The organism is Nocardioides sp. (assembly GCF_030655615.1).
Lineage (GTDB): Bacteria > Actinomycetota > Actinomycetes > Propionibacteriales > Nocardioidaceae > Nocardioides.
Genome location: NZ_JAURVJ010000156.1, coordinates 1 through 26,616, shown reverse-complemented (window position 1 = coordinate 26,616; position 26,616 = coordinate 1). Strand labels below are relative to the sequence as shown.

General features: G+C 73.2%; 30 protein-coding genes and 1 pseudogene. 13 read left to right on the top strand and 18 right to left on the bottom strand.

Features of this window, described 5'->3' with window-relative positions; translation table 11 throughout:
- Window positions 1-31: 31 nt before the first annotated feature.
- Window positions 32-667, top strand: coding sequence for a hypothetical protein (locus Q7T52_RS13095; protein ID WP_304803175.1), 636 nt, complete (start codon window positions 32-34; stop codon window positions 665-667).
- Between the two features lie 52 nt (window positions 668-719).
- Entirely contained in the window at window positions 720-1,319 is a 600-nt protein-coding gene (locus Q7T52_RS13090) for an NADAR family protein (protein ID WP_304803173.1), read from the top strand.
- A gap of 102 nt (window positions 1,320-1,421) precedes the next feature.
- On the opposite strand, the gene Q7T52_RS13085 is transcribed toward Q7T52_RS13090, so the two are convergent.
- Together Q7T52_RS13085 and Q7T52_RS13080 are read right to left on the bottom strand one after the other, a co-directional pair.
- Window positions 1,422-2,636: an acyl-CoA dehydrogenase family protein gene (locus Q7T52_RS13085; protein WP_304803171.1), complete on the bottom strand. Its 1,215-nt coding sequence runs from the start codon at window positions 2,634-2,636 to the stop codon at window positions 1,422-1,424.
- On the bottom strand, window positions 2,636-4,018 hold the full coding sequence (locus Q7T52_RS13080; RefSeq protein ID WP_304803169.1) for an acyl-CoA dehydrogenase family protein: 1,383 nt from the start codon (window positions 4,016-4,018) through the stop codon (window positions 2,636-2,638). Before Q7T52_RS13080 ends, Q7T52_RS13085 begins: the two co-directional genes overlap by 1 nt.
- Before the next feature lie 85 nt (window positions 4,019-4,103).
- Here Q7T52_RS13080 and def point away from each other — a divergent pair, with 85 nt between their 5' ends.
- Window positions 4,104-4,712, top strand: coding sequence for a peptide deformylase (gene def / locus Q7T52_RS13075; protein ID WP_304803167.1), 609 nt, complete (start codon window positions 4,104-4,106; stop codon window positions 4,710-4,712).
- A gap of 23 nt (window positions 4,713-4,735) precedes the next feature.
- On the opposite strand, the gene Q7T52_RS13070 is transcribed toward def, so the two are convergent.
- Together Q7T52_RS13070 and Q7T52_RS13065 are read right to left on the bottom strand one after the other, a co-directional pair.
- Complete coding sequence (locus Q7T52_RS13070; protein ID WP_304803165.1) at window positions 4,736-5,134, bottom strand: hypothetical protein; 399 nt, start codon at window positions 5,132-5,134, stop codon at window positions 4,736-4,738.
- Between the two features lie 47 nt (window positions 5,135-5,181).
- On the bottom strand, window positions 5,182-5,997 hold the full coding sequence (locus tag Q7T52_RS13065) for an RNA methyltransferase (RefSeq protein WP_304803163.1): 816 nt from the start codon (window positions 5,995-5,997) through the stop codon (window positions 5,182-5,184).
- Between the two features lie 38 nt (window positions 5,998-6,035).
- Here Q7T52_RS13065 and Q7T52_RS13060 point away from each other — a divergent pair, with 38 nt between their 5' ends.
- Both Q7T52_RS13060 and Q7T52_RS13055 read left to right on the top strand, forming a co-directional pair.
- Window positions 6,036-6,560, top strand: a complete 525-nt coding sequence (locus Q7T52_RS13060; protein ID WP_304803161.1) for a YbhB/YbcL family Raf kinase inhibitor-like protein — start codon at window positions 6,036-6,038, stop codon at window positions 6,558-6,560.
- A 139-nt stretch (window positions 6,561-6,699) separates the two neighbouring features.
- On the top strand, window positions 6,700-7,305 hold the full coding sequence (locus Q7T52_RS13055) for a hypothetical protein (protein WP_304803159.1): 606 nt from the start codon (window positions 6,700-6,702) through the stop codon (window positions 7,303-7,305).
- Here Q7T52_RS13055 and Q7T52_RS13050 read toward each other — a convergent pair.
- Entirely contained in the window at window positions 7,289-8,374 is a 1,086-nt protein-coding gene (locus Q7T52_RS13050) for a PP2C family protein-serine/threonine phosphatase (protein ID WP_304803157.1), read from the bottom strand. The genes Q7T52_RS13055 and Q7T52_RS13050 overlap by 17 nt on opposite strands.
- A gap of 64 nt (window positions 8,375-8,438) precedes the next feature.
- Between Q7T52_RS13050 and Q7T52_RS13045 the strand changes: the two genes are divergently transcribed.
- Window positions 8,439-9,407, top strand: a complete 969-nt coding sequence (locus Q7T52_RS13045) for an alpha/beta hydrolase (protein ID WP_304803155.1) — start codon at window positions 8,439-8,441, stop codon at window positions 9,405-9,407.
- 2 nt (window positions 9,408-9,409) lie between these two features.
- Here the strand turns inward: Q7T52_RS13045 and Q7T52_RS13040 are convergent, their stop codons facing one another.
- From Q7T52_RS13040 to Q7T52_RS13030, 3 genes and pseudogenes are all read right to left on the bottom strand, one after another.
- Complete coding sequence (locus tag Q7T52_RS13040; protein ID WP_304803153.1) at window positions 9,410-10,243, bottom strand: aminoglycoside phosphotransferase family protein; 834 nt, start codon at window positions 10,241-10,243, stop codon at window positions 9,410-9,412.
- Between the two features lie 7 nt (window positions 10,244-10,250).
- The gene (locus tag Q7T52_RS13035; RefSeq protein ID WP_304803151.1) at window positions 10,251-10,574 is read right to left on the bottom strand and encodes a nitroreductase family protein; all 324 of its coding nucleotides are present in this window, start codon (window positions 10,572-10,574) and stop codon (window positions 10,251-10,253) included.
- Window positions 10,575-10,743: 169 nt separating this feature from the next.
- Window positions 10,744-10,893: pseudogene (locus Q7T52_RS13030) on the bottom strand (nitroreductase family protein); the annotation flags it as partial.
- A gap of 89 nt (window positions 10,894-10,982) precedes the next feature.
- On the opposite strand from Q7T52_RS13030, the gene Q7T52_RS13025 reads away from it, so the two are divergent.
- Complete coding sequence (locus Q7T52_RS13025; protein ID WP_304803149.1) at window positions 10,983-11,648, top strand: hypothetical protein; 666 nt, start codon at window positions 10,983-10,985, stop codon at window positions 11,646-11,648.
- A gap of 10 nt (window positions 11,649-11,658) precedes the next feature.
- Complete coding sequence (locus Q7T52_RS13020) at window positions 11,659-12,033, top strand: hypothetical protein (RefSeq protein ID WP_304803147.1); 375 nt, start codon at window positions 11,659-11,661, stop codon at window positions 12,031-12,033.
- A gap of 12 nt (window positions 12,034-12,045) precedes the next feature.
- Here Q7T52_RS13020 and Q7T52_RS13015 read toward each other — a convergent pair whose 3' ends face one another.
- The 4 genes from Q7T52_RS13015 to Q7T52_RS13000 are packed head-to-tail and all read right to left on the bottom strand — an operon-like array spanning window position 12,046 to window position 15,252.
- Window positions 12,046-12,810: a sulfite exporter TauE/SafE family protein gene (locus Q7T52_RS13015; RefSeq protein ID WP_304803145.1), complete on the bottom strand. Its 765-nt coding sequence runs from the start codon at window positions 12,808-12,810 to the stop codon at window positions 12,046-12,048.
- On the bottom strand, window positions 12,807-13,952 hold the full coding sequence (locus tag Q7T52_RS13010) for an SPFH domain-containing protein (RefSeq protein ID WP_304803143.1): 1,146 nt from the start codon (window positions 13,950-13,952) through the stop codon (window positions 12,807-12,809). Before Q7T52_RS13010 ends, Q7T52_RS13015 begins: the two co-directional genes overlap by 4 nt.
- Before the next feature lie 3 nt (window positions 13,953-13,955).
- Window positions 13,956-14,420 carry an NfeD family protein gene (locus tag Q7T52_RS13005; protein ID WP_304803141.1) on the bottom strand — a complete coding sequence of 155 codons (465 nt, stop codon included), beginning with the start codon at window positions 14,418-14,420 and terminating at the stop codon, window positions 13,956-13,958.
- Window positions 14,421-14,457: 37 nt separating this feature from the next.
- Window positions 14,458-15,252 (bottom strand): ABC transporter ATP-binding protein, encoded by a 795-nt coding sequence (locus tag Q7T52_RS13000; RefSeq protein ID WP_304803139.1) that lies wholly within the window; start codon window positions 15,250-15,252, stop codon window positions 14,458-14,460.
- A gap of 55 nt (window positions 15,253-15,307) precedes the next feature.
- Between Q7T52_RS13000 and Q7T52_RS12995 the strand changes: the two genes are divergently transcribed.
- Window positions 15,308-16,039, top strand: a complete 732-nt coding sequence (locus tag Q7T52_RS12995) for a hypothetical protein (protein WP_304803137.1) — start codon at window positions 15,308-15,310, stop codon at window positions 16,037-16,039.
- Between the two features lie 7 nt (window positions 16,040-16,046).
- On the opposite strand, the gene Q7T52_RS12990 is transcribed toward Q7T52_RS12995, so the two are convergent.
- Complete coding sequence (locus Q7T52_RS12990) at window positions 16,047-16,412, bottom strand: VOC family protein (protein WP_304803135.1); 366 nt, start codon at window positions 16,410-16,412, stop codon at window positions 16,047-16,049.
- 124 nt (window positions 16,413-16,536) lie between these two features.
- Here Q7T52_RS12990 and serB point away from each other — a divergent pair, with 124 nt between their 5' ends.
- Complete coding sequence (serB, locus tag Q7T52_RS12985) at window positions 16,537-17,769, top strand: phosphoserine phosphatase SerB (protein WP_304803133.1); 1,233 nt, start codon at window positions 16,537-16,539, stop codon at window positions 17,767-17,769.
- Here the strand turns inward: serB and Q7T52_RS12980 are convergent.
- The 3 genes from Q7T52_RS12980 to Q7T52_RS12970 are packed head-to-tail and all read right to left on the bottom strand — an operon-like array spanning window position 17,747 to window position 21,203.
- A complete protein-coding gene (locus Q7T52_RS12980; protein WP_304803131.1) occupies window positions 17,747-18,343 on the bottom strand; it encodes a DedA family protein in 597 nt (198 codons plus the stop codon). The genes serB and Q7T52_RS12980 overlap by 23 nt on opposite strands.
- On the bottom strand, window positions 18,340-19,152 hold the full coding sequence (locus Q7T52_RS12975) for an MBL fold metallo-hydrolase (RefSeq protein ID WP_304803129.1): 813 nt from the start codon (window positions 19,150-19,152) through the stop codon (window positions 18,340-18,342). The genes Q7T52_RS12980 and Q7T52_RS12975 overlap by 4 nt, the downstream gene beginning before the upstream one ends.
- Window positions 19,149-21,203, bottom strand: a complete 2,055-nt coding sequence (locus Q7T52_RS12970) for an alkaline phosphatase family protein (RefSeq protein WP_304803127.1) — start codon at window positions 21,201-21,203, stop codon at window positions 19,149-19,151. Before Q7T52_RS12970 ends, Q7T52_RS12975 begins: the two co-directional genes overlap by 4 nt.
- A gap of 81 nt (window positions 21,204-21,284) precedes the next feature.
- Between Q7T52_RS12970 and Q7T52_RS12965 the strand changes: the two genes are divergently transcribed.
- Window positions 21,285-22,079 (top strand): SDR family NAD(P)-dependent oxidoreductase, encoded by a 795-nt coding sequence (locus Q7T52_RS12965; protein ID WP_304803125.1) that lies wholly within the window; start codon window positions 21,285-21,287, stop codon window positions 22,077-22,079.
- Between the two features lie 57 nt (window positions 22,080-22,136).
- Here the strand turns inward: Q7T52_RS12965 and Q7T52_RS12960 are convergent, their stop codons facing one another.
- The gene (locus tag Q7T52_RS12960) at window positions 22,137-22,658 is read right to left on the bottom strand and encodes a histidine phosphatase family protein (RefSeq protein ID WP_304803124.1); all 522 of its coding nucleotides are present in this window, start codon (window positions 22,656-22,658) and stop codon (window positions 22,137-22,139) included.
- Window positions 22,659-22,668: 10 nt separating this feature from the next.
- Window positions 22,669-23,892 (bottom strand): hypothetical protein, encoded by a 1,224-nt coding sequence (locus Q7T52_RS12955; protein WP_304803123.1) that lies wholly within the window; start codon window positions 23,890-23,892, stop codon window positions 22,669-22,671.
- Between the two features lie 174 nt (window positions 23,893-24,066).
- Here Q7T52_RS12955 and Q7T52_RS12950 point away from each other — a divergent pair, with 174 nt between their 5' ends.
- Both Q7T52_RS12950 and Q7T52_RS12945 read left to right on the top strand, forming a co-directional pair.
- Window positions 24,067-25,056, top strand: a complete 990-nt coding sequence (locus tag Q7T52_RS12950) for a cyanophycinase (RefSeq protein WP_304803122.1) — start codon at window positions 24,067-24,069, stop codon at window positions 25,054-25,056.
- Window positions 25,053-26,616: acetate--CoA ligase family protein (locus Q7T52_RS12945; RefSeq protein WP_304803120.1), on the top strand; the 1,564-nt coding region annotated here is incomplete at its 3' end. The genes Q7T52_RS12950 and Q7T52_RS12945, both read left to right, overlap by 4 nt.

Genomic DNA, 26,616 nt, shown 5'->3' with positions numbered 1-26,616 from the left:
CGACGTCCCGCAGGGTGCGAAGGTGGGTTGCATGGCTCTCCTCCACTCGATCAGCTCCGTCGTCCGCCTCCCGCTCCGCACGGCAAGCCACGTTGCTGGCGCGGTCGTCGGGCTGCTCCCGGGTCACGGGAAGGCCTCGGCCACGCCGCCCGCGGCACCGCCCACCGACGTCAAGCCCACCTTTGCCCCCGACCCGGGGCCGGCCACGCGTCAGACGCCGGTGCAGAAGGCCCCGGCCAAGGGCCCGGTCGCCCCGGCCAAGAAGGCCCCGGCCAAGAAGGCCCCCGCGGCCAAGGTCGCGGAGCCGGCCACCAAGCCGGCCGAGCCCGCGAAGAAGGCACCCGCCCCGGCCAAGAAGGCCCCGGAGCCGGCCAAGGCCGCCGCGCCGGCCAAGAAGGCCACGCCCGCGAAGAAGGCCACGCCGGCCAAGAAGACCGCCGCTCCCACCCCGGACCCCCAGGCGCCCGCCGCGCCGGCCGCGCCGGCCGCGTCGGTCACGTCCGAGCCGGAGGCCCAGGCCCCGGTTCCGCCCGCCCCCGAGCCCGAGCCCGCCCCGGTGACCGACATCGACGCCGGCGCGCTCGACGACGAGGTCGACGTCACCCCGGCCGACATCGCCAAGGCCATGGGCAGCAGCCTCGAGGACCGGCCGCCCAGCCCCTCCTGACCCTGTCCGAAAGTCGGTGGGCGCGGCGACCACGCCGCCCTACCGTTCAGGCATGAGCACGACGCTGCCCGGCTCGCTCGACGAGGCTCTCCGCCTCGAGCGTGCCGGGCAGCGGCACAAGATGTTGACCTTCTGGGGCCACCGACCGGCCCGACCGGGACTGGTGGACCAGGCGTGCCTGAGCCAGTGGTGGCCCGCGGCGTTCGAGGTCGACGGCCAGCGGTTCCGGACCGCAGAGCACTTCATGATGGCCCACAAGGCGTGGCTCTTCGACGACCCGTCGACGGCCTCGCGCATCCTGGAGGCGCGCAGCCCAGCCCAGGCCAAGGACCTCGGCCGCCGGGTGGCGCGGTTCGACGACGCCGTCTGGGTGGAGCACCGTCACGGCATCGTCCGGCAGGCAAGCCTGGCCAAGTTCGGCGCCCACGCCGACCTGGCGGCGTACCTCCTCGGCACCCGTGACCGCGTGCTCGTCGAGGCCAGCCCCGTCGATCGCGTCTGGGGTGTCGGGCTCGCCTCGGACGACGAGCGCATCGACACCCCGAGCCGGTGGCGCGGGCTCAACCTCCTGGGCTTCGCCCTGATGGAGGCCCGCGGGGTGCTTGCTGCGGGGGGCGCCGACCGACGTGGAGATTCACCGCCTCAACGGTGAAACTCCTCCTTCTGCGACGAAACTTCGTGCAAGAAGGAGGAGATTCACCGGGTCAGCGGAGAATCTCCACGTCAAGCAGACCCCACAACCGGCGAACCGGCACTACTTCAGCTCACCACTGGACAGCCCGAGGACCCGACGAGCGACGATCAGCTGCTGGATCTGCTGGGTGCCCTCGAAGATGTCGAGGATCTTGGAGTCGCGGGCCCACTTCTCGAGCAGCTCGGTCTCGCTGTAGCCGACCGAGCCGGCGAGCTCGACGCACGACAGCGTGATGTCGGAGCCGACGCGTCCGGCCTTGGCCTTGGCCATCGAGGCCTCGAGCGAGTTGGGCTCGCGGTTGTCGGCCATCCACGCCGCCTGCATCATGAGCAGGTAGGCGCCTTCCCAGTCGGACTCCATCTGCAGGAACTTGGCCGCGGCCGCGCTCTGCAGGATCGCGGGCCGGTCGTAGTCGACCTCGATGCCGGCATCCTTGAGCAGGTCGCGGGTCAGGTCGAGCGAGGCGCGGGCGCAGCCGACGGCCATCGCGGCCACCAGCGGACGAGTGTTGTCGAAGGTCGCCATGGCGCCGGCGAAGCCCTGCTTGGTGTCGACCTCGGCCGAGCCCAGGAGGTTCTCCTTGGGCACCCGGCAGTTCTCGAAGATGATCGTCGCGGTGTCGGAGGCCCGGATGCCGAGCTTGTGCTCGAGCCGGTCGACCCGCATGCCGGGCGTGCCCTTGGCGACGACGAACGATTTGATGGCGGCGCGACCCAGGTCGCGGTCGAGCGTGGCCCACACGACGATGTGGTCGGCGCGGTCACCGGAGGTGACGTAGATCTTCTCGCCGTTGATGACGTACTCGTCGCCGTCGAGGACCGCGGTGGTCTTGATGTTGGCCGAGTCGGAGCCCACGCCGGGCTCGGTGATCGCCATCCCCGCCCACACGCCCTCGAGCCGCTTCTGCTGCTCGTCGTCGGCGACCGAGGCGATGGCCGAGTTGCCGAGGCCCTGGCGCGGCATCGACAGCAGCAGCCCGACGTCACCCCAGCACATCTCGGCGATGGACATCACCGAGGCGAGGTTGGCACCGTTCTTGACCGTCTTGTCCGTGTCCTTCTCGTCACGGCGTACGCCGGCCGCACCGGCCCCCTCGGAGGCGCCGGACTCGGACAGGCCGTCGATCATCGCCGCCAGCATGTCGAGCTCCTGGGGGTACGCGTGCTCGGCACGGTCGTACTTGCGGGAGATCGGGCGCAGCATGTTCATGGCGACCTGGTGGGCCTGGCCCACGAGCGGCTTGAACTTCTTGGGGTCGTCCAGGTTGATGGCCATTACACGAGCACCGAGCCTTCCATGATTCCGATCGCACGCAGGTCGCGGTACCACCGCTCGACCGGGTGCTCCTTGACGAAGCCGTGGCCCCCGAGCAGCTGGACGCCGTCGAGCCCGATCTGCATGCCCTTGTCGGCGCACGCCTTGCGGGCCAGGGCGACCTCGCGGGTGAAGTCCTTGCCGGCGGCGGCGCGGGCCGCGGCCTTGTAGGTGAGCAGGCGCATGGCCTGCAGCTCGATGGCGATGTTGGCGACCATGAACGCGACCGACTGGCGGTGGGCGATCGGCTCGCCGAAGGCCTGGCGTTCCTTGACGTAGGGGGTCACGTAGTCGAGCACGGCCTGGGCGGTGCCGACCGACAGCGCGCACCACGCGAGGCGCGAGAGCCGGACGCAGTCGGTGTAGGTCGAGCCGTCGGTCTCGCCGAGGACGGCCTCGGCCGGCACGGTGACGCCGGTGAGCGTGAGCTTGGCGTGGGAGGCCGCGCGGACGCCCATCGACGGGTCGCCCTCGACCTCGAGGCCGTCGGCACCCGACTCGACCAGGAACAGGACGGGCTTGCCGTCGAGTGCGGCGCCGACCACGAACAGCTCAGCCTGTGCGCCGCGGGGCACCAGGGTCTTGACGCCGTCGAGCACGAAGCCGACGGCGGTCCTGCGGGCGGTCGTCGAGGGGCTGAGCACGTCGAAGAGGACGGTCGGCTCGGTCAGCGCCAGTGCGGCGGCCGGTGCGTCGTCGCCGGTAAACGCCGGGAGGTAGGTCTGCTGCTGGGCGTCGGTGCCCCACAGTCCGAGGGCCGTGGCGACCGAGCCCGGGGCGAGGCTCGCGACGGCGAGCCCCATGTCGCCGTGGGCGAGCGCCTCGGCGACCAGGGTGCCGGCCATGGCCGAGCGCTCCTCGGAGATGCCGCCGAGTGCCTCGGGGATGCCGAGGATCGGGAGCCCGATCTCGAGCCCGGCCTTGAGCACGGCCTCGGGGGCCTCGCAGGTCTCGTTGGCCTCGGAGGCGGCCGGGCGGACGACCTCGACGGCGTAGTCGGTGACGACGTCGACGAGCATCTGCTCGTCCTCGGTCGGGGTGAGGTCGAAGACGCCCTTCGGGGCCGACGCGGGCACCGGGCGGGTGCCGGAGACCCCGGGCTTGCCGGCCCGGGCGAAGGTGCGGCTGGCGGCGGTGAGGACCTTGAAGCCGTCGCGGGTCACCGTGAAGACGGCCTGCTCGGCCGGCTTGCGGAGCCGGACCCGGTCGATGAGCTCGCTCTGGGCGAGCCGGTTGAGGCCGGCGACGAGGTAGCCGATCGGGTCGCGCGACTCCGAGCTCGGTACGCCGTGGCGACCGCCCTGGCGCAGCCCGTCGAGCCTGAGGCTGGAGATGAGGGACATGCCGAAACTGTAACTGAGAGTTACACACCGCGCTACAGCAGCCACCCGTGCGGCGGGTCACACGGGGTTCCCTATGATCCTGGGCATGCCCGACGACGCTCCTCACGCGCCCCACGGACCCCTTCCGACCGGCGGCACCGTCCGCCCGATCACCCGCTGGGGCACCCCGGTGATGCACCGCCCGCAGGCCCTCGTGACGTCGTACGACGACGACCTGCGAGCCCTGGCCGCCGACATGGTCGCCACGATGTACGCCGCCGACGGGGTCGGTCTCGCCGCCTGCCAGATCGGGGAGGACGTGGCGATGTTCGTGTTCGACTGCCCCGACGACGACCGCGAGCGCACGGTCGGTCTCGTCTGCAACCCGGTGCTCACGCTCCCCGAGGGCAAGGACCGCAACCTCGAGGAGGACGACGAGGGCTGCCTGTCCCTCCCCGGTGCCTTCGTCGAGTGCGCCCGCCCCGACCAGGCGTCGGTTTCGGGGTTCGGCCTCGACGGCCAGCCCGTCTCGTTCAGCGGCACCGGGCTCCTCGCCCGCTGCCTCCAGCACGAGAGCGACCACACGTTCGGCACCGTCTTCGGCGACCGGGTGCCCACCAAGCTCCGCAAGAAGCTCCAGAAGGCCCACGACGCCCAGGCCGAGGACTTCCCGCCCGACTGGCCCGTCGGCGAGAGCGGCGACCCCCACGACTGACCTTCGTTCAGGGGGGCGCCGGGTCAGTTGCAGGGACCGCCGACGATCCCGAGCCCCGAGACCACGTGGTAGGCCGCGACGGTGAGCAGGACTACGGAGAGGCCGGCGAGCAGCGGGAGCGGCATCCGCAGCCGCTCGGGCCTGCCCCGCTGGCCCAGGGCGCCGGCCACGACCAGCGCGACGGTGACGACGCCGAGCGCGATGGCGCCGACGTCGAGGTAGCTGCACTCGGTGACCCGGCCGTTGACGACGGTCTCGCTGCTGACCGAGAGGCTGGCCACGAACCCCAGGGCGGCCGTGACGACCGCGACCTTGAGCGAGGTGGGGACCACCTGCCACAGCGGTGGCCGGGTGTCCTGGAAGGACGCCGGCGGAGGCGGGTGGGCGGACGGCGGACCTTGAGGAGGCGTCGGGTTCGTCATGCGGGGAGCCTCCCCACGACCTCCGGCCGCCGAAACCCGTCGGTCCGTCAGCGGCGGGCGGTCACGTAGCAGGCGACGGCGCTGGCGGCCGCCACGTTGAGCGAGTCGATGCCCTCGGCGACCCCCCGGGCCATGGGGATGGTCGCGCGCCGGTCGGCTGCGCGCTGCCAGGCCGGCGAGAGGCCGTGGCCCTCGGAGCCGAGGACGAGCGCGACCTTGTCGAGGCCGCGTACGGCGTCCTCGATCGGCACGGCGTCGCCGGCGAGCGTCAGCGCGACGGTGGTGAAGCCGGCCGCGGACAGGTCGGGCAGCGCGGTGCGCCAGTCGGGCAGCCGGGTCCAGGGCACCGAGAAGACTGCCCCCATCGCGACCTTGACCGCACGGCGGTAGAGCGGGTCGGCGCAGCGGGGCGCGAGGAGCACGGCGTCGAAGCCGAGCGCGGCGCCGGAGCGGAAGATCGCGCCGACGTTGGTGTGGTCGACGACGTCCTCGAGCACGAGCACCGACCGGGCGCCCTCGAGCACCTCGGCGACCGACGGCAGCGGGCGACGGGCGAGCGAGGCGAGGGCGCCGCGGTGGACGTGGAAGCCGGTGACCTGCTCGGCCAGCGCCTCGGACAGCACGTAGCAAGGGGCGTCGGTGGTGGCCAGGACGTCGGCGAGGCCGTCGAGCCACCGCGGTGCCATCAGGAAGGACCGCGGCGTGTGGCCGCCCTCGACCGCACGGCGCACGACCTTCTCGCCCTCGGCGAGGAAGAGGCCGTGCTCGACCTCGAGGAGCTGACGCAGCTGCACGTCGCGGAGGTCGCGGTAGTCCCGCAGCCGGGGGTCGGCCGGGTCGGTGATGTCGACCAGCTCAACCATGCGCGCTCACGTCGGGCATCCTCCCGTATGTTCGCAGCATGGTTCTCGAGCGCCCCATCACCCCTGACCCCTATCCCCTGCTCCCGGCCGTGCCGTCCTTCGGCGTGACCAGCACCGACGTGACCGACGGTCAGCCCCTCAAGGACGACCAGGTCGCCGACGCCGGCAACACCTCGCCCCAGCTCTCCTGGGACGCCGTCGAGGGCGCCGAGAGCTACACCGTGACCTGCTTCGACCCCGACGCCCCGACCCCGAGCGGCTTCTGGCACTGGGTCCTCGTCGACCTGCCGGCCGACGTGACGTCGCTCGACACCGGTGCCGGGGCCGAGGGCGCCGCCCTGCCGGGCGCGGCGTTCCACTGCCGCAACGACACCGGTGGCTCCTCCTTCGCCGGCGCCGCGCCGCCCGAGGGCGACCAGGTGCACCGCTACTTCTTCGTCGTGCACGCGGTCACGGCGCCCGAGCTCGGTGTCGACCCCGACGCCTCTCCCGCGGTCGTCTCGTTCAACCTGGCCTTCAAGACCGCCGGCCGCGCGATCATCCACGGCACCTACGCCCACTGATCGACCGGTCGCGGCCCGGCGGCCTCGACACGCGCCATGTGGTCGTCTAGGAGTGTGGTCCGGGCGCCTCTGCCCGGGTGGGGCGAACTAAGTGTCCGAGCCCGGTCCGGAGGAGCGGACGCACCGCCAGGATGGCGGCATGACGCGCTGCCCGTGGTGGATCCCCGTTCTTGTCCTGCTCCTGACCGAGGCCCAGCTGGCCGTGGCCGAGTTCGTGCCCGGCATCGACCGGTTCGCCGACAAGGCGTTCGGGGCGCGGCTGGTGGCCTACCCGGTACTGATGCTGGTGGCGCCCGCGATCTGGTGGCTCCTGAGCCGCCGCCGCGGGCGCCCCACCGACGACCCGCCGTACGGCGCGTTCACGCTGATCATGCTCGGCTTCCTCGTCGACGTGACCGGCAACAGCCTCGACCTCTACGACACCGTCACCTGGTGGGACGACCTCAACCACTTCGCCAACTGGCTCCTCCTGCTCGGCGGCATCGGCCTGCTGCTCGCACCGTCGGTCCGGGAGCGGTGGGTCCTCGTGCTGCTGGTCGCCGGTCTCGGTGCGGCGCTGGCCATCGGTTGGGAGCTGGGCGAGTGGTTCACCTTCATCCGGCACGGCACCGAGATCGAGACGGCCTACGAGGACACCCTCGGTGACGAGGCGCTCGGTACGCTCGGCGCGCTGGTGGCCGGGCTGCTGCTCGCGTGGCGCCAGCCCGACCGCACGACGGCGGACCGGGTCACGTCGCGCGGCTGAGCAGCAGCACGGCGCGGTCGTCGTCACCGCGCGGCACCTGGCGCAGGACCCGTCGGGCGGCGCCGTCGGACCCCTTGAGGTAGGCCGCCGCCGCGGTCTCCTGCAGCCAGCCGATCCCGTCCTCGATGTCGTTGCCGCGGGACTCGACCACGCCGTCGGTGTAGAAGAGCAGGGCCTGGCCCGGCTGGAGGACCCCGGTGCTGGCCTCGAGGTCCGGGTGCGGCAGGACACCGAGGGCCAGGCCGCGGGCGTTGTCGACGATCCACGTGCCGGCGTCGGGCTCCCAGCGCAGCGCCGGCGGATGTCCCGCGCTGAGGATCGTGTAGGCGCCATCCGTCAGGTCGACGCTGACGTGGACCGCCGTCGCGAACGTCTCCTCGGTGTAGCGCTCGTCCTGGCGCAGGAGGAAGTCGTTGGCCGCCTCGAACAGCGCCGGTCCGCGCAGCGCGCCGACCAGGCCGCCGAGGGCGCCGGCCAGCAGCAGGGCGGACGGCGCGGCCTTGACGCCCTTGCCCACGACGTCGACCAGGACGAGGTCGAGCCGCTGGGTCTCGACGTCGAGGTCGGCGACCATGAAGTCGCCGGCGTAGCCCACCCCGTGGGCGGCGACCATGGCCGTCTCGCAGGTCCACGGTCCCGGGAGCGGCGGCACCCGGCCCTGCGCGTTGAGCCGGTCGCGCAGGTCGGCGAGCAGGGCCGAGCTGAGAGGGCCCGGGAGGCCGCTGCGCTGGCGGCTGGAGGCGTAGAGGACGAGCAGCGCCGCCAGGAGCAGGAGCACCACGCCCGAGACCCGGCCGACACCGTCGCCCTGTTGCACCCGGCTCGCGACCCCGGCAGCGACCACCAGGACCGAGAGCACGACGAGCTCGCGGAAGCGGAGCAGCAGGAGACCCAGCACCAGCCACAGGAAGAAGCCGGCGATCGGGAAGAGGGCGTAGCGCGCCAGCGAGACCGCCATCGTGAGCATCACCCCGACGACGAGCGCGGCGAGCACCAGCTGCTGGCTGCGCTGGGTGCCGGAGCGCCACCCGGCGACGACGTCGCCGACGACGCGCCTCACCCTGTCCACCCCGGAACCGTAGTGGGAGCCGACGGAGTCGGTGGACTCGACGCGCACCTGGGAGGATCGGCACGTGAGAGCCGACCAGACCGTCGACGTGCTCGGCGAGCCGTGGGTGGCCGAGACCATCGGTCTGCCCCCCGACGAGGAGGGGGCGGTCGTCGCGACCCTCGTGTCCCGGCGGGCCGCCGAGCCCAACGGCCGGGCGGTGCTGCACGTCCACGGGTTCGCCGACTACTTCTTCCACACCGACTACGCCGACTGGTGGCTGAGCCGGGGCTACGACTTCTACGCCCTCGACCTGCGCAAGTACGGCCGCTCGATCCGCCCCCACCAGACCCCGACGTTCGTCACCGACCTGCACGACTACTTCGCCGAGATCGACCTCGCCTGGTGGCGGATCACCGAGCGCGACGGCCACACGGCACCCGGCAGCGTGGTCGTCTCGGCGCACTCGACCGGGGGCCTCACCACTGCCCTCTGGGCCCACCACAGGCAGCCCGACGGACTGGCGGCGCTGGTGCTCAACTCACCCTGGCTCGACCTGCAGGGCGCCGCGTGGCAGCGCACCGCAGCCGCCGGACGGGTCCTCGACCGGGTCGGGCGCCGCCAGCCCACCCGCGAGCTCTCCCGCGACGTGAGCGGCGTCTACGGCCGCAGCCTCCACCGCTCCTACGCCGGCGAGTGGGACTACGACCTGGCGTGGAAGCCGATCGAGTCGTTCCCCGTGCGCTTCGGGTGGCTGCGGGCGATCCGTCAGGGCCACGCCGAGGTGCACGCCGGGCTGTCCGTGCTGGCCCCGGTGCTCATCCTCTCGTCGGCCGCCACCGTCAACGCGCCCGAGCTGACCGACGACGTCCACTCCCACGACATCGTGCTCGACGTGCCCCAGATCCGGCGGTGGGCGGCCTCGGTGGGACCGCACGTCACCTACGTCGCCGTCGACGGCGCCCGGCACGACGTGGTGCTCTCGCTGCCCCCGGTGCGCAAGCGGGTCTACGACGAGCTCGACCGCTGGGTGACGGCCTACGTCGGGAGATGAGGTCAGGCCCTGGCGAGCGCCGCGACGAGCCGCTCCTCGAGCCGGCGCAGCTCGGCGGGCGCGGTGAAGAAGGCCGGGCGACCCGGTGGCGGCAGGAAGCCGACGACGTCCATGACTTCCCAGTACCCGACGGCCGGGCGACCGGTCAGCGCGGTGTACGCCGCCGAGAACGCATCGGCGGCGGCCAGGTCCGCGCGGACCGCGAGGTTGGTGCCGGCGTGGGCCACGTCGAGCCAGGCCGGGCCGGTGGAGGTCTCGACCCAGTCGACGACGCCCGTGACCGACGTACCGGTCCAGAGCACGTTGTGGGGCCCGAAGTCGCGGTGCAGGAACGTCGGCTCGTGGGAAGGCGGCTCGCCGCGCAGCAGCTTGAACGCCGCGCTCCAGGCGCCGGGACGCTGCGCCCAGGACGGGACGACGTGCTTGGCCTCCCAGGCCCAGGACTGGTAGCCCCGCGGCCAGGCGGCGGGCCGCACCTCGTGGATCGACGCAAGGGTCGCCGCCAGGGCCCGCAGCGACTCGGCGCCGGTCCGGGACGCGTCGGCGACGCCGGGCAGCAACGTCATCAGGTGCGCGCCGGCCCGGGCGTCGAGCGCGAGCGACCGCGGGGCCGGTACGCCGGACCCGACCAGGCCCAGCTGGGTCTCGTGCTCGCGCGTCGCGAGCGCCGCCCGGTGGGTCAGCCACGGCTCGCGATCGATCACCCGCAGGACCGTCTCGGTACCGTCGGCGTGCGAGAGCACGCGCATCGACGAGGTCAGGCCGCCGACGAGCGGGCGCTCGGCGACCACGGCCGCGCCCACCTGGTGCGCGGCCCAGAGCACGAGATCCGTCACCGCAGGCTCAGAGCGGCGGTCCGTCGTAGCGCTCCCGCGTCACGAACTCCTCGATCGGCTGCCGCTTGAGCTTGGTGAGGACCTTGACCGGGGTACCGAGGGGGACGACGGCCGCCACGGCGAACGTGTCGGGCACGCCGAAGAGTGCCTTGACCGCCGGCTCCTCGACGGCGGCCATCGTGGTGATGGTGCCGCCGAGGCCCTCGTTGCGGGCAGCGAGCAGCACGTTCCAGACGAGCGGATAGACCGAGCCGCCGCTGATCACGCCGACCCGGTCGAGGTCCTGGTCCATCGAGGCCACGACCGAGAGGTCGACGAAGAACACCAGCACGACCGGGGGCGTGGAGCACCGGGTCGGTGAACCGGCCCGGCACCTCGGTGGCCGCGATCTCGTCGGTCGTCGGCCCGGGCGGGTCGATGCTGTTCCACGGGTTCTCACCGGCCTTTCCCTGCGCGACGTAGCGCCGCACCGCGCTCGGGTAGAGCGCCGCCAGGCGCTCCCGGGTCGCCTGCTCGCGGACCACGACGACGTGGGCGCCCTGGCGGTTGCCGCCGCTGGGCGCGAACCGCGCGTGCTCGAGGATCCGCCGCAGCGTCGCGTCCGGCAGCGGGTCGTCGGTGAACTCGCGGACCGCCGGGGTGGTGCGCATGACGTCGTAGAGCTCCATGCCGCCACGCTCTCACGCGCCCTCGAGCGCGGGTGCGGCCCACGGACCGTCCCGTCCGTCAGACTGTCGGGGTGCGCCGTCTCGCCCTCCTGACCTGTGCCCTCCTGACCTGTGCCCTGCTGCTCGCCGTGCCCGGCTCGGCCCGGGCCGACACCTGGTCCGGACCCGATCCGACAGGCGATGCCGTCACCTACGGCTACGATCCCGACCCGCCGCCGTGCGGCACCGAGACCGAGGGCCGTTCGCGCAACGGCGACATCCGGCGCCTCGCCGTCCGCCACACCGGCGACGACGTCACCCTGGTCCTCAGGGTCGTCGGTCTGGGCAAGCTCAAGCAGATCTACCTCTCGCTGCCGCTGCGGACCAACCGCCGCTCCTACGACGTCGTGGTCGACTTCCCCGGGAAGCGGCCGGTGCGCGCCTCGCTCTGGACGCCGACGACCTACGGCGAGCCCTCGGAGCCCGACGAGTGCGGCAACGTCTATGTCGGGGGTGGGGCGCAGGGGCTCGGGTGCCCGGAGATCGCGGCGTCCTTCGACCGCCCGACCGGGCGCGTCACCGTCACGCTCCCCCGCAGCTGCCTCGGGACGCCGCGCTGGGTGCAGGCCGGTGCCAGCGTCCAGGGCACCCACGGCAACGACGTCGTCGTGCTGGACCACTGGCAGCGTCCCGGCACCGGGGACGACGACTTCCGGACCCCGGACTACGGCGCCCGGGTCCGTCACAGCAACCACTAGGGTCACGGCCATGAACCCCGTGACCAGCCTCTCCCTCGGGCGCATCGGCGTCGGCATCGCCTCCCTCGTCAAGCCCGAGCTCGTCGCCTCGACCATGGGCGTCTCGCCGAGCCACCCGCTGCTGACCCAGTGGTTCGGCTCCCGCGAGATCGCCCTCGGCACCGCGACGCTGCTCTCGTCGGGATCCGGCCGCCGGACGCTGGTCCTCATCGGGGCAGCCGTCGACGGCGCCGATGCCGCCACGGCCTACGCCGCCGTCGAGGCCGACACGCTCCCGCGGAAGCTGGGGCTCGCCCTGGTCGGGGTCGCGTCCGTCGCCGTCGTCTCCGGCCTCCTCGGCCTGCGGGTCGAGAGGAAGACGACGCTGGCGGTCGAAGCCGTCTGACGTCCGGCCCGCTCAGCTGGCCAGGATCACGACGAACGCGGTCAGCCCGACCGCGACGATGACCGTGCGCAGGGCGAGCGGCGGCAGCTTCTTGCCGATCCGCGCGCCCAGCAGGCCGCCGACGACAGACCCGGCGCCGATGAGTGCCACGATCCGCCAGTCGACGTCGGCGACGACGACGAAGATCACGCCGGCGATGCCGTTGACGGCGGCGGCGAGGACGTTCTTGACCGCGTTGCTCCGCTGCAGCGACTGGGCGATGCCGATGCCGAGGACGCCCATCAGCAGCACCCCCTGGGCCGCACCGAAGTAGCCGCCGTAGACCCCGGTGAGCAGGACGGCGGGCCACACCCACCAGGCGCCCTCGTCCTGCTCGACGCCGCGCGCCTCGGCCCTCTTCCTGACCCAGGCCGACAGTCGCGGTTGGCCGATGACGAGGAGGACGCCGAGCATGATCAGGACGGGTACGACGGCCTCGAACGCACCGTCGGGCAGCACCAGCAGCAGCACCGCACCGATCGCACCACCGACGACCGACGCGCTGAGCAGCCGCAGCACGCGGCTGCGCTGACCGGTCAGCTCGTCGCGGTAGCCCACCGCGCCGGCCACGGATCCGGGCACCAGCCCGATGTTGTTGGAGACGTTGGCCGTCACCGGCGGCACGCCGAACGCCAGCAGCGTGGGGAACGTGATCAGCGTGCCCGACCCGACGACCGAGTTGATCGTACCGGCGGCCAGACCGGCGAGGGCGACCAGGACGGACTCGAGCGGGCTCACTCCTGCGTGGGCTCGGGTGGGGCCTCGGTCGGGACCTCAGGAGCCGGGGCCGGGGCCTCGGGCGGGACGTTGCTCGGGTCGATCGCCGGGTCGGTGCGCTCCGGGTGGGCAGCGCTCTCGGCGGCGGCGATCGCCTGCTTGACGGCGTCGTGGGCGTCGGACCCGGCGACCTGCGGGACCTGGGGCTCGGACGGACCCATGTCGACACGCGTCCGGGGGCCGTCGACCTCCTGGGGGATGCCGCGCAGCTCGTTCATCGTGGAGCCCAGGCCCTCGAGGGCCTTGCCGAGCTCGCTCGGCACGATCCAGACCTTGTTGGCGTCGCCCGCAGCGATCTTGGGGATCATCTGGAGGTACTGGTAGGCGAGCAACGACTGGTCGGGCTGCCCGTCGTGGATGGCCTGGAAGACGGTCTGGATGGCCTGGCCCTCACCCTGGGCGCGCAGGATCTGCGACTCCCGCTCACCCTGGGCGCTCAGGATCTGCGACTCCCGCTCGCCCTCGGCGGTGAGGATCGCGGACTGCTTCTGACCCTCGGCGGTGAGGATCGCGGCCTGCCGGCCGCCCTCGGCGGTGAGGATCTGCGCGCGCTTGTCGCGGTCGGCGCGCATCTGCTTCTCCATCGAGTCCTTGATCGAGGGCGGCGGGTCGATGCCCTTGATCTCGACGCGGTTGACGCGGATGCCCCACTTGCCGGTCGCGTCGTCGAGGACGCCTCGCAGCCCGGAGTTGATGGAGTCGCGGCTGGTCAGTGTCTCCTCGAGCGTCATCCCGCCGACGATGTTGCGCAGCGTCGTCATCGTCAGCTGCTCGACGGCCTGGATGTAGTTGGCGATCTCGTAGGTCGCCGCGACCGGGTCGGTGACCTGGAAGTAGATGACGGTGTCGATGGCGACCACGAGGTTGTCCTCGGTGATCACCGGCTGCGGCGGGAAGCTGACGACCTGCTCGCGCAGGTCGATCTGGTAGCGCACCTTGTCGACGAACGGCACCACCGTGTTGAGCCCGGCGGGAAGCGTCTCCTTGTACTTGCCGAAGCGCTCGACGATGCCCGCCCGCGCCTGCGGCACGATCCGGATCGTCTTGGACAGCAGCACCACCAGGAACACCAGCAGCACGCCCAGCACGATCAGAAACGCCATGTCTCAACCCTCCAGGCTCGGGACCGGGTGGACCAGGGCGGTCGCACCACGGATCTGCAGCACCTCGACGGTCTCGCCCGCCTCGATGGACAACGTGTCGTCGTAGGGCGTCGCCGACCAGATCTCGCCGCCGATGCGGATCCGCCCCGTCTCGTGCCCGGTCATCCGCTCGGTGACGACGGCCTGCTGGCCGACGAGCTTGCCGTGGCCCAGCCGCAGGTCGGGACCGGTGTGGAGCCGCTTGACCACCGAGGGGCGCACCAGGGTGAGCATCGCGGCCGCGGCGCCACCGGCGACCAGCAGCTGCAGCACGACCGGCGCACCGAGCACCGCCGTGACCATGCCGGCGAGCGCGCCGACGGCCAGCATGACGAGGACCAGGTCGAGGCTCATCAGCTCGGCGACGCCGAGGACGGCGGCGACGGCGAGCCACACGCTCCACGCGTTGTCGCTCAGCCACTCGCCCATGGCGTCAGCCTAGTGCGCGCCCCCGCACGGGTGCCGTCTAGCGGTGGCGGACGTCGCGCCGCGCGGCCCAGCGACCGTCGGCGTGCTGGAGCAGCAGCGGCATCCCGAAGGTCGCCGACAGCAGACGCTCGGTGAGCACCTCCTCGACGGGTCCCTCCGCGACCACGGCGCCCTGACGCAGCAGCAGCGCGTGGGTGAAGCCGGGCGGGATCTCCTCGACGTGGTGGGAGACGAGGACCGTCGCCGGGGCGTCGGGGTCGTGGGCCAGCGTCGACAGCGTGGACACGAGGTCCTCGCGGCCGCCGAGGTCGAGGCCCGCGGCGGGCTCGTCGAGCAGGAGCAGCTCGGGGTCGGTCATCAGCGCCCGGGCGACCTGGACCCGCTTGCGCTCGCCCTCGCTCAGGGTGCCGAAGGTGCGCTCGGCGAGGTGGGCCACGCCGACCTCGCGCAGCAGGTCGGCCGCGCGCTCGTGGTCGCGCTCGTCATAGCTCTCGCGCCACCGGCCGACGACGCCGTAGGCCGCTGAGACCACCACGTCGCGCACGAGCTCCTGCCGGGGGACCCGCTCGGCCAGCGCGGCGCTGGTCAGGCCGATCCGCGGCCGGAGCTCGAACACGTCGACGGTGCCGAGCAGCTCGCCGAGCACACCGGCCAGGCCGTCGGTCGGGTAGAGCTGGGCCGCGGCGACCTGGAGCAGCGTGGTCTTGCCGGCGCCGTTGGGGCCGAGCACGACCCAGCGCTCGCCCTCGCGCACCACCCACGTCACCCGGTCGAGGAGGGTGGAGGTCCCACGACGCACCGTGACGTCCGCGAGCTCGAGGACGGCAACCATGGCGTCACCCTAAGGCGTGCCCCGAGACGTAGGTGCAGCGCGCTACGTTCGGGCCGTGCCGACCGACACGACCAGCCCGCTCCCCGTCTCGGGCCGCCTGGCCTGGTGGGCCACAGCCTGGCTGCGCGGTCACGTCGGGCCCGACGACCTGCTCGACGGCGTCCTCGACGGCGACGTCACCCACCTCGTGCTCGGACCCGACACCGGCCTCGTCACCACGCTCGCGTCACTGCGCGCGGCCGGCGCCACGGCGTTCGGAGCGGCCTTCCCGGCCGAGGGTGACCCTGTCGGTCTGGGCGGGCCGAGCGAGCTCAACGCCGCCGCCCTCGAGGCCGGCGAGGCGGTCGTCGCGCTCGGCGCCGACGCGGCGCTCGTGCCCACCCGGGTCGGCCCGACGGTCGAGTGGACGCTGCTGCCGGCCCGGCGCCGACCGCTGCCCGACGTGGGCGAGGCCGACCGTGCGTTGCGCGGGGTGCTGCTCGACTCGGCCGACCGCCTGGCCGCGCTCGACGTCGCCCGCTGGCGCCCCGAGGTCGCCGACCGGCTGATGAACCTGCGTCACCGCCCGGCCGTGGCCGCCCCTCCGGGGATCCCGCCCCGGTGCGTGGACCTGGCGTCGCGAGGACTCCAGGCGCTCGGCATCGCCGAGCTCGCGCTGGAGGACGACGGGGGCGCCCTCACCGTCGTCGAGATGGAGCAGCGGCGCTCGGCGCTCGCGCCCCTGGCCCGGGCCGGCCGACGCGCGCTGGTGGCGGCCTGCTCGCCCGAGGTGTGGCCGCCCGACTGACCGCCCGTCATGCCGCCGTCCACGCCCCCAGCCGGTTGCCGTCGGGGTCGGTGAAGAGGAACCGCCGGCCGCCCGGGAAGTCGTAGGGCGCCTCTGCGGTGCCTCCGGCCCCGTCGACCGCGGCGACGGTCGCGTCGAGGTCGTCGGAGTAGAGGAGCACCAGGACTCCCCCGGCGCCCGACGGCGTGCCGACGCCGAGCCCGCCGACCTCGCCCTCGCCGTCGGACCAGCGGATCCCGGCGTAGTCGGGCCCGTAGTCGTTGAACGACCAGCCGAACGCCGCGGCATAGAACGCCTTGGCCCGCCCGAGGTCGGTGACGGTGATCTCGACGTAGTCGATCGCGTGGTGGACGTGGTGCTGCTGGTCGCTCATGGTGGGTTCCCTCCGGTCGTGGCGATGGTGTCGTGGTGGTCCTGGTGTCGCGTCCATGCTGAGGACGCCACCAGCATGGACGCGACCACCGACAGTCCGGGGCCGACCGATAACCTGCACCGCGATGAGCACGCGGCCAGGCGCACCGGACGGGCGTCCCGACACCCTCCTGGTCACCCTGACCGGCAAGGATCGTCCGGGCGTGACCTCGTCGGTGTTCAGCGCACTGACGTCGGCCGGGGTCGAGGTCATCGACATCGAGCAGATCATCTTGCGGCGCCGGCTGATCCTGGGTGTCCTCGTGACCGCGCCGCGGGACTGGAAGAAGGTCGCCCGGGCCGTCGAGCAGACCGGAGCCGACCTCGGCATGCTCGTCGAGATCGAGCGCGGCACCGGCGACAACCGCGCCCGGGCCGCCGGCCGGGCCCACGTCACGGTGATCGGCAGCCCGCTCAAGGCCGGTCACATGGCTGCCGTCGCGGGCCGGATCGCCGACACCGGCGGCAACATCGACCGCATCGAGCGGATGGCGCGCTACCCGGTCACCGCGATCGACCTGCACGTCTCCGGCGCCGACCCCGACCACCTGCGCACCCTGCTGGCGGCGGAGGCGTCCGCCCAGGGCATCGACATCGCGGTCCAGCCGGCCACGCTGCTGCGCCGCGGCGTGCGCCTGATCGTGATGGACGTCGACAGCACGCTCATCCAGGGCGAGGTCATCGAGATGCTGGCCGCCCACGCCGGCCACGAGGCCGAGGTGGCGGCGGTGACCGAGGCGGCCATGCGCGGCGAGCTCGACTTCGAGGCCTCGCTGCGCGAGCGGGTCAAGCTGCTCTCGGGGCTCGACGCCTCCACCCTCGACCGCGTGTACGACGCCATCGTGGTCACGCCGGGCGCCCGCACCATGGTGCGCACGCTGCGCCGGCTCGGCTACCGGTTCGCGATCGTGAGCGGCGGGTTCAGCCAGATCACCGACCGCCTCGCCGCCGACCTCGGCATCCACTTCGCCCGTGCCAACGAGCTCGAGATCGTTGACGGCAAGATCACCGGCGAGATCGTCGGCGCCGTGGTCGACCGGGCCGGCAAGGCCCAGGCGCTGCGCGAGTTCGCCGACGAGGTCGGCGTACCGATCGCCGCGACGATCGCGATCGGCGACGGCGCCAACGACCTCGACATGCTCAACGCCGCGGGTCTCGGGGTCGCCTACAACGCCCGCAAGATCGTGCAGGAGGCCGCCGACACGACGGTCAACGTGCCCTACCTCGACTCGATCCTCTACCTGCTCGGCATCTCCCGCGAGGAGATCGAGGCGGCCGACGCCGAGGCCGGCATCGTCACGCCCTCTCCGCCGGTCTGACCTCGCTGCGGCCGCGGCTCCTGAGCCGTGGCAGCACGACGCCGAGGAGGACCACGAAGACGATGACCACCACGATCGCGACGACCGGGTCGGGGATGAGCGCGTCGCCGACGACGCCGATCGCGCCGTAGACGGCCGCCCAGAGCAGCGCCGCGCCCACGTCGGCGCTGGCGAAGCGGCGCACGGGGTAGCCGCCGAGGGCGGCCGCCAGCAGGACGGGCACCCGCCCACCGGGCACCAGCCGCGAGAGCAGCAGCGAGCGCACCTCGTCGGCCTCGAGGCGTGCCCGTAGGTGCTGCAGGGTGCCGTCGGGGTCGTCGGCGTGCAGCCAGCCGACGCGTTGGGCCAGGGGCGCCCCGGCAGCGCGCAGGACGGCATAGGTCACCAGGTCGCCGGTCCAGGCCCCGGCTCCCCCGACGAGGAGCACGAGGACGAGCTCCCAGGGGTGGTCGCCCCGGGCCAGGACGGCGGCGGCGCTGACCGCGGCCCCGGTCGGGACGACCGGGATGACGGCACCGAAGGCGACGACGCCGAAGAGCGCGAGCAGGCCGGTGACGCCGAGGTCGCCGCTCACGCGGTGCCGGGGAGGGAGTCGGAGGCGGTGCCGGTCGGGCGGGTGGTGAGCGGGACCCGCTCGCCGAAGGCCGGTGTCAGCGTGACGGCGTCGAGCCCCCGCTCGGCGGCCGCCCGGTGGAAGCGCTGCGGGGGCGTCACGAACAGCTGGTGGTGGTTGGCCGGCTTGAGGCGTCGGAGCGCGAGCGGCCAGTAGGTCCCGTAGTGCACGGCGACGGCCCAGCGGGCGCCGACCGCGGCGACAGCGGCCACGGCCTCCTCGGGGTCGAGGTGCTCGTCGCCCAGGGTCGGGCCCCAGCCGCCGATCGGGACGGCGGCCAGGTCGACCGGGGCGATGTCGGCGAAGTCGGGCCGGACGCCGGTGTCGCCGGGGTACCAGACGCTGGTCTCGCCGTCGGTGAAGCGGAAGCCGATGGCGGGGACGTCGCGGTGGCTGCGGGTGAACGTGTCGCGCCGGCCGTCGTGGGTCGCCGGCAGCACCTCGACGCGCACGCCGGCCACCTCGACGGTGTCGCCGGGCTCGACCTCGACCAGCTCGCGCGAGGAAAGGCCCCTGACCGCGGCGCCGGACCCGCGCGGCACGACGACGGGTACGTCGGCGGCGAACCGGCGCAGCGACGGGAGGTGCAGATGGTCGTGGTGGAGGTGCGAGATGAGCACCACGTCGGCCTGCGAGGCCGCCTCCGGGGGCTCGGGCACGGCGCGTCGCAGGTGGTAGAGACGTCGGGTCATCAGCGGGTCGGTGGCGACCTTGGCCGAGCCCAGCTCGAGGGTCATCGACGAGTGGCCCCACCAGGTGACGGCGCTCAACGCCCCGACCCCACGAGCTCGTCCGACGTGACCGGCTCGGACCGACGCAGCCCGAGCTCGACCAGCCGGCCGACGAGCAGCCGGTGGACGTCGAGGCCGGTGAGCGGGCCGTCGGGGACCGACCAGCCGGCCGGGTGGACGAGCAGCGCCTCGGTCTGCCAGCCGCCGAGCCCGCCGTGGGAGCCCACCAGCTCCTCGAACGCCGCGACCTCGCCCAGGGACGGGTCGTAGCGGCCGAGCACGACGACGTCGCCCACGTGGCGGCGGGTGTCGAGGAGCAGCAGGTCGGCCGCCGCCCCGTCGCCGTAGGGCGCCAGCGGATCGGCGCCCTCGCCGTCGAGCTCGCCCGCGGCACTCAGGACCCGGTGGCCGTGGGCGTTCTCGACGACCACGGCGCCGTCGGCGCGCCGGGTCAGCACGACCCCGACGTGCTCGAGGTCGCGGAGCCCGGGGAGCAGCGTCGGCAAGGCCGCGTCGACGTCCTCGCGGGTCAGGCGACCGGGACGGTCGGGCAGGTAGAGGTGGGCGATGCTGCCCGAGGCGACGACCTGCACGGCCGCCTGGCCGTCCTGGGGGGCGTCGGCCTGACGCGTGCGACGGTCGATGAGGCGGCGTACGGGCTGGGCGGCACCGCTGGCGGTCAGCAGGTTGGCCGGGCCCATCACCTCGGCGGACTCACCGCCGGCGTCGACCTCGCACTCGACGATGTCGCGGACCGCGTCGGCGAGCGATCGCCCCGAGAGCTGGAGGTAGGTGCTGCCCTGGGTCTGACCGTGGTCGGAGACGACGGCGATCTCGTAGTCGCGGCCGACCTCGCCGGCGAGCTCGGCGAAGAACTGCAGCACGCGGTCGAGGCTCTCGAGCGTGCGCATCGTCTCCGGCCGCGTCGGCCCGGCATGGTGGGCGACCTCGTCGTAGTCGACGAAGTCGACGTAGACGACGGGCACGCCGCGCGCCATCTGCTCGGCGACGATGGCGACGCTGAGGTCCTTGAGGACGACGGTCGTGAGGCCGCGCAGGAAGACGAACGACCCGCCGCGGTGCACGCGCGGCAGCACGTCGCGGTAGCGCTGGCGACGGCCCTGGTACCACTCGGCCACGATCTGGCCGGCGAACAGGACGACCGAGCGCACGAAGCCGCTGCGCGACGCGGCGAACTGTGCGGCTCCCGGCTCGCTCCCCGGCAGCCGGGCGTGGCTCATCGTCAGGGCGCGCAACGGCGCGTCGCCCGAGAACAGGTTGGCGACGCTGGCTCCCCCGTCGGCGAGCAGGCCGCGTCCGTCGCTGAGGTCGGCCTCGGCCTCGGCGGCGTCGGCCGGCCGGCTGCACTGGAGCACCCGACCACGCGTCTTGTCGTACCAGCGGAACGCCGGGATCGCGAGCTCCGCCCCGTGCAGGAGCACGGCCTGGCCGGCGGGGGTCGTCGACGGGACCCCGGTGTGCCAGCCGCGCAGGCGGTGACTGCCCGAGCGCAGGGTCCGGGTCAGGAACGGGATCGCGCCGGAGGCGGCCGCCTGGCGCAGCAGCGGCTCGGCGACGCCGTCGAGCTGGACGACGAGCAGGCCCGGTCCGCTGACGTCCGTACGTCGGGCCGTGCGGACGGCCCGGCCCAGCACCTGCCCGAGGTGGACCTCCTCGCTCGACGCGTCGACGGTCCAGTTGAGGACCGCGGCGACGACGGCGACCAGCCAGGCGACGACGACGATCTCGGGGAAGTCGATGGGCTCGATCGACGGCACCAGTGCCAGCGCGACGCCGAGGACCAGGCTCTGGGCGAGGAACCCGGTCAGCAGCAGGCCGAAGACCCCGGTGATGACGGTCAGCCGGGTGAGCAGCGGGCGCAGCAGCGCTCCGACCAGGAGCACGACCACCACGAGCGAGGCGACCGACACGGTGCCGTCCTCGGGCACCTGCTGCCCCGGCACGAGCCAGAGGGTGAGGGCCAGGGCCAGGAACGAGACGAGGAACGACCGCAGCACGCCCCGCAGCCAGGCCACCGACGGCCGGAAGCGGGTGATCTGGCGGGCGGCGAGGGTGCTCCGCCTGCTCACAGATCCGCGTCCACCCACGGTGCGCAGCCTAGTTGGGGCTCGACCGACCCACCCCGGAGGCCTTCGCGGCATGCTGGCGGCATGGAGATCTCACTGCAGGGCAGGACCGCCGCGGTCACCGGGTCGACGCAGGGCATCGGGCTCGCCATCGCGACCGGGCTCGCCCGCGCCGGCGCCCGGGTCGTGGTCAACGGCCGGTCGGAGGAGCGGTGCGCCCGGGCCGCCGAGGCCGTCCGCGAGGCCGGGGCGGACGCCGACGTCCTGGCGGTGGCTGCCGACGTCGCGACCGCCGAGGGCGCTGACGTCCTGGTGGCGGCGGCCCCCGACGTCGACGTCCTGGTCAACAACCTCGGCATCTTCGGCGCCAAGCCGGTCCTCGAGGTCGACGACGACGAGTGGCGCCGCTACTTCGAGGTCAACGTGCTGTCGGCCGTGCGCCTGACCCGTGCCTACCTGCCGCGGATGATCGAGCAGGGCTGGGGCCGGGTGCAGTTCATCTGCAGCGACTCCGCGGTGGTGATCCCCGAGGAGATGGTCCACTACGGGATGACCAAGACCGCGCTGCTGGCGGTCTCGCGCGGCTACGCCAAGGCGGCGGCCGGCACCGGCGTCACGGTCAACGCCGTCATCGCCGGACCGACCCACACCGAGGGCGTCGAGGACTTCCTCGCCGAGCTGGTCGGTGACGAGCTGCCGTTCGACGAGGCGCAGCGCGAGTTCATGCGCAAGCACCGCCCGCAGTCACTGATCCAGCGGCTCATCGAGCCCGATGAGATCGCCCACCTGTGCACCTACCTGGCCTCCGACCTGGCGTCGGCGACGACGGGCGGGGCGCTCCGCGTCGACGGCGGGTACGTCGACGCGATCCTGCCCTGAGTCGCGGCGGGTCCGCCCGCGTACGGACGGTCGGTCGCCGAAGCGTCAGCCGGAGCGTCAGCCAGCCCGGCCGACGTGGTAGGCGGCCAGGCTCGCGGTGCCCTGGCCCAGGTCGGCCCACGGGCCCGCGAAGGTGAGGACCGCGGCCGCGGTCGTCGGGAAGGTGCCGATGGTCATCTCGGCGGTGGCGTCGTCGTCGCCCTCACCGTCGTCGAGCAGCTGGGCCAGCGACGCCATCGTCGGGTTGTGCCCGACCACGACGGCGGTCGTGACGTCGTCGGGCAGCAGGCGGACCAGGTCGAGCGCGGTGTCGACGTCGGCGGCGTAGAGCCCCTCGTCGAGCTCGGGCGCCAGGTCCCAGCCGGCGCCGTCGCTCAGGTGCTGCCAGGTCTCGCGGGTGCGGAGGGCCGCCGACACGAGGGCCCTGTCCGGGACGATCTCGTGGTCGCGGAGCCAGGAGCCGGCGTCCACCGCGTCGTCGTGCCCGCGGGCCGAGAGGGGGCGCTCGAAGTCGGTCGCCGCCGCCGGCTCCGCCTTCGCGTGACGCATGACGACCAGGGTCCGGAGGGGCTCAGCCATGGCGCAGACCCTAGTCGCCGATCCGGGCGCGCAGTGACCCGACGAAGACGTCGGCGTCGACGAGGCCCGTCTCGTCCCACAACGTGATGACGACGCCGCCCTGGACCTGGGCGATCTGCACGTAGGGGTCGCTGGGCTGGCGGGGGTGGAGCAGCAGCACTGCGTTGGTCGGGTCGCCGGCGGCCCAGAAGGACGCCGGCAACCGAGCCGGGAGGATCGAGATCCCGAGGTCGAAGCTGCTGCGGCCAGGTGCCACGGGAGGGCCGGTCAGCGGGTGGCGGACCCGACCCCGGACGTAGCCGACCAGGTTGGCCACCACGGCCCAGAGCGGCGCCCGGGAGTCGAGGACGCCCTTGAGCTCGGCACCGAGCGCGGAGGGGTTCGTGTCGATGGTGCGCAGGGTGCCCACCGGGTAGGGCGTGGCGAAGGGTCCCAGGACCTGCCGGCCCGGCGGGGCGTAGCGCCGGGCGTCGATGTTCATCCGGACCCGCAGGTCGAGACCGGGCTCCACGGCCTCGGCGACCGCCTCGAGCACGAGACCGGTGAGCCGCATGTGCAGGGTCTGGCGTGGGCGTCCGGTGGCCTCGTCGGAGGGCTGCAGGGCGCCCAGGAGCCGTTGGCGCTGCCCGGCGTCGATCCAGACGGTGTGCAGGCCGTCGACGCGTCGCTGGTCGTCGATGAGCAGCGGCGGGTCGGCCTGCGGTGCGACGGTCGTTCCACGCTCCGCAGCGCGCCGGGTCGCCCGCACCTCGCTCTGCGCCGCCCCTCGGAGCAGCCCGCTGTGACGCAGCGAGGCGGCCACCGGGAACGCCAGCCGTGGAGGTTGCTCGCCCCGCGGCGTCGCCGTGGCGTGCTGCACGATGCGCTCGACCTGGTCCCAGCCGGACGCGCCGTCGAACAGGTCGTGCGGGAGCATGACGGCCACCGTGTCGCCCGCGACGTGGATGGCGATCGGGAGGCCGACGTAGCCGCGGCGCTGCGCCGTCAGGGCGAGCTCGGCCGGGCCCATCGGCCCGGGGTGGATGACGACGCACCCGCGGGCGAGCGACACGGCACCGACGCGGCGGTGCCCCCAGCGTCGGCGGCGGGCCGGTCGGCGCCACAGCGGCTTGCCTGCGGGCTCGGCGACGTGCGCGGCCAGCGCGTCCGGCAGGGCCGCGATCGCGTCAGGCGACACGGGGTGGAACACCCCGACCATGTCGAGGCCGTCGTACAGCATTTCACGTAGGGACACGGTGCTCACGTTCGAGGAGGTGGAGGAGGGACTCGCTCGGCCGGCCCTGTCCCGTTGGCTGGACGATCGGAGCGCATCCTAGCCAGTCGCCGACGCGTCCCGGGCCGCCGTCGCGGGCGCCGGACAGCCACGCCCGGCCGGTCGTCCGCCGCGGCGGTCACTAGGGTGGTCGCCATGCCTTCCGGTCCACTCATGATCATCGGCGGCGCGGAGGACAAGCTGCGCCGTCGGACGATCCTCAAGGAGTTCGTCACCGCCTCCGGCGGTCCCGAGGCCCGGATCGCGGTGGTGCCGACGGCCTCCTCCCTCGGTCCGGAGGTCGTCGAGGTCTATGACGCCCTCTTCCGCCGCGAGGGCGCGGCCGAGGTCGTCGCCATCCGCCCGGAGTCCCGCGAGGACGCCCACGACCCCGACCTGGTCAAGAAGCTGGACGACGTGACCGGGATCTTCATGACCGGTGGCAACCAGCTCAAGCTCTCGGCGATCGTCTGCGGCACCCCGCTGGGCGACGAGATCGTCGCCGCCCGCGAGCGCGGCGTGGTCATCGCCGGAACGTCGGCGGGCGCGAGCATCCAGTCGAGCCACATGGTCGCGTTCGGCGGCCCGGGGGCGACGCCCAAGCAGCGGATGACCCAGGTCGCGGCCGGCCTGGGGCTGCTCGAGTCGTCGGTGATCGACCAGCACTTCGACCAGCGCAACCGCTACGGTCGCCTGCTGATGATCGTCGCCCAGTCGCCCCAGCTGCTCGGCATCGGCGTCGACGAGGACACCGCGGCCGTCGTCGAGGCGTTCCCGGCCGGGACCGACGACCAGCCCGACCACGAGGTCCTCCGGGTCCTGGGCCGGGGTGCGGTCACGATCATGGACCCGGCCCGGATCACGACCAACGCCTTCGAGGCCCGGCGGTCCTCGCCGATCCTGGCCAGCGGGGTGGTCCTGCACGTGCTCCCCGCCGGGTCCGCCTTCGACCTCACGACCCGCACCCTGGTCCCCCCGGCTGCGACGGTCGACCCGACCGAGGCCGCCGAGATGGCCGAGGCCGGCCAGGACCTGCGCCGACTCGCCCGCGACATCGCCGCCGCGGACGCCGACCCCAGCACCCTCAAGCGCCGGCTGGCCCGCAGCAGGGGCCCCCGCGACAAGAAGGACGGAGCAACGACATGAGCGAGCGCCCCACCCCCGACCTGTCGATCGTCGAGACCCGCGTCTACCGCGGCGCCAACGTGTGGTCCTACGACAAGGCGATCCACCTCGTCGTCGACCTCGGCTCGCTCGAGGACTACCCCACCAACACCATCCCGGGCTTCACCGACAACCTCCTCACGATGCTGCCCGGCCTGCGCGAGCACTCCTGCTCGCGTGGCAAGCGCGGCGGCTTCGTCGAGCGGCTCAACGAGGGCACCTGGCTCGGCCACGTCGCCGAGCACACCGCGCTCGCCCTCCAGCAGGTCGTCGGCCACGACATCCGCCGCGGCAAGACCCGCGGGGTCAAGGGCCGGAAGGGGCTCTACAACGTCATCTTCGGCTACGCCGACGAGAAGGTCGGGCTCGCCGCCGCCCGCCTGGCGATCCGGCTGGTCAACCACCTCGTCGAGGCCGACCCCGAGTTCGACTGGGACGCGGCGCTCGAGGAGTTCATCAAGCGGGCCCAGCGCTCGGCGTTCGGCCCCTCGACGCAGGCGATCCTCGACGAGGCCGTCTCGCGCGACATCCCGTGGATCCGGCTCAACGAGTACTCCCTGGTCCAGCTCGGCCAGGGCGTCCACGCCAAGCGCATCCGCGCCACGATGACCTCGGCCACCAGCGCCATCGCCGTCGACATCGCCTCCGACAAGGACCTCACCACCTCGCTGCTCGGCGCGGCCGGCCTGCCGGTGCCCAAGCAGGAGGTCATGCGCACCGTCGAGCAGGCGATCCGCGCGGCCGAGCGGATCGGCTACCCCGTCGTGCTCAAGCCGCTCGACGGCAACCACGGCCGCGGAGTGATCCTCGACAACGAGAACGAGGACGACGTCCGCGCGGCCTTCGAGATCGCGCAGTCGGAGTCCAAGCGCGGGCTGATCCTGGTCGAGTCGCAGATCGTCGGCAAGGACTACCGCTGCCTGATCATCGACGGCCGCGTCGCCGCGATCGCCGAGCGTGTCCCGGCCTCGGTCACCGGTGACGGCAGCGCGACCGTCGAGCAGCTCGTCGACACCGCCAACGCCGACCCGCGCCGCGGTGTGGGCCACGAGAAGGTGCTGACCCGGATCAAGGTCGACGACGCCGCCGTGCTGCTGGTGCGCGAGCAGGGCTTCGAGATGACCGACGTGCCGCCCGAGGGCATCCACATCAAGCTCGCTCTGACCGGCAACATGTCGACCGGTGGAATCTCGATCGACCGCACCTTCGAGGCCCACCCGGAGAACGTCGAGATCGCCGAGGAAGCAGCCCGGATGGTCGGCCTCGACATCGCCGGCATCGACTTCATCTGCCCCGACATCACCGAGCCCGTGCGCGAGACCGGCGGCGCGATCTGCGAGGTCAACGCGGCACCCGGCTTCCGGATGCACACGCACCCGACCATCGGCGAGCCGCAGTTCATCGCCAAGCCGGTCGTCGACATGCTCGTCCCGCCCGGTGCCAGGAGCCGGATCCCGATCGGGGCGGTGAGCGGCACCTACGGCAAGACGACCACGTCGCGGATGATCAGCCACGTCTTCAAGGGCATGGGCCGCAAGGTCG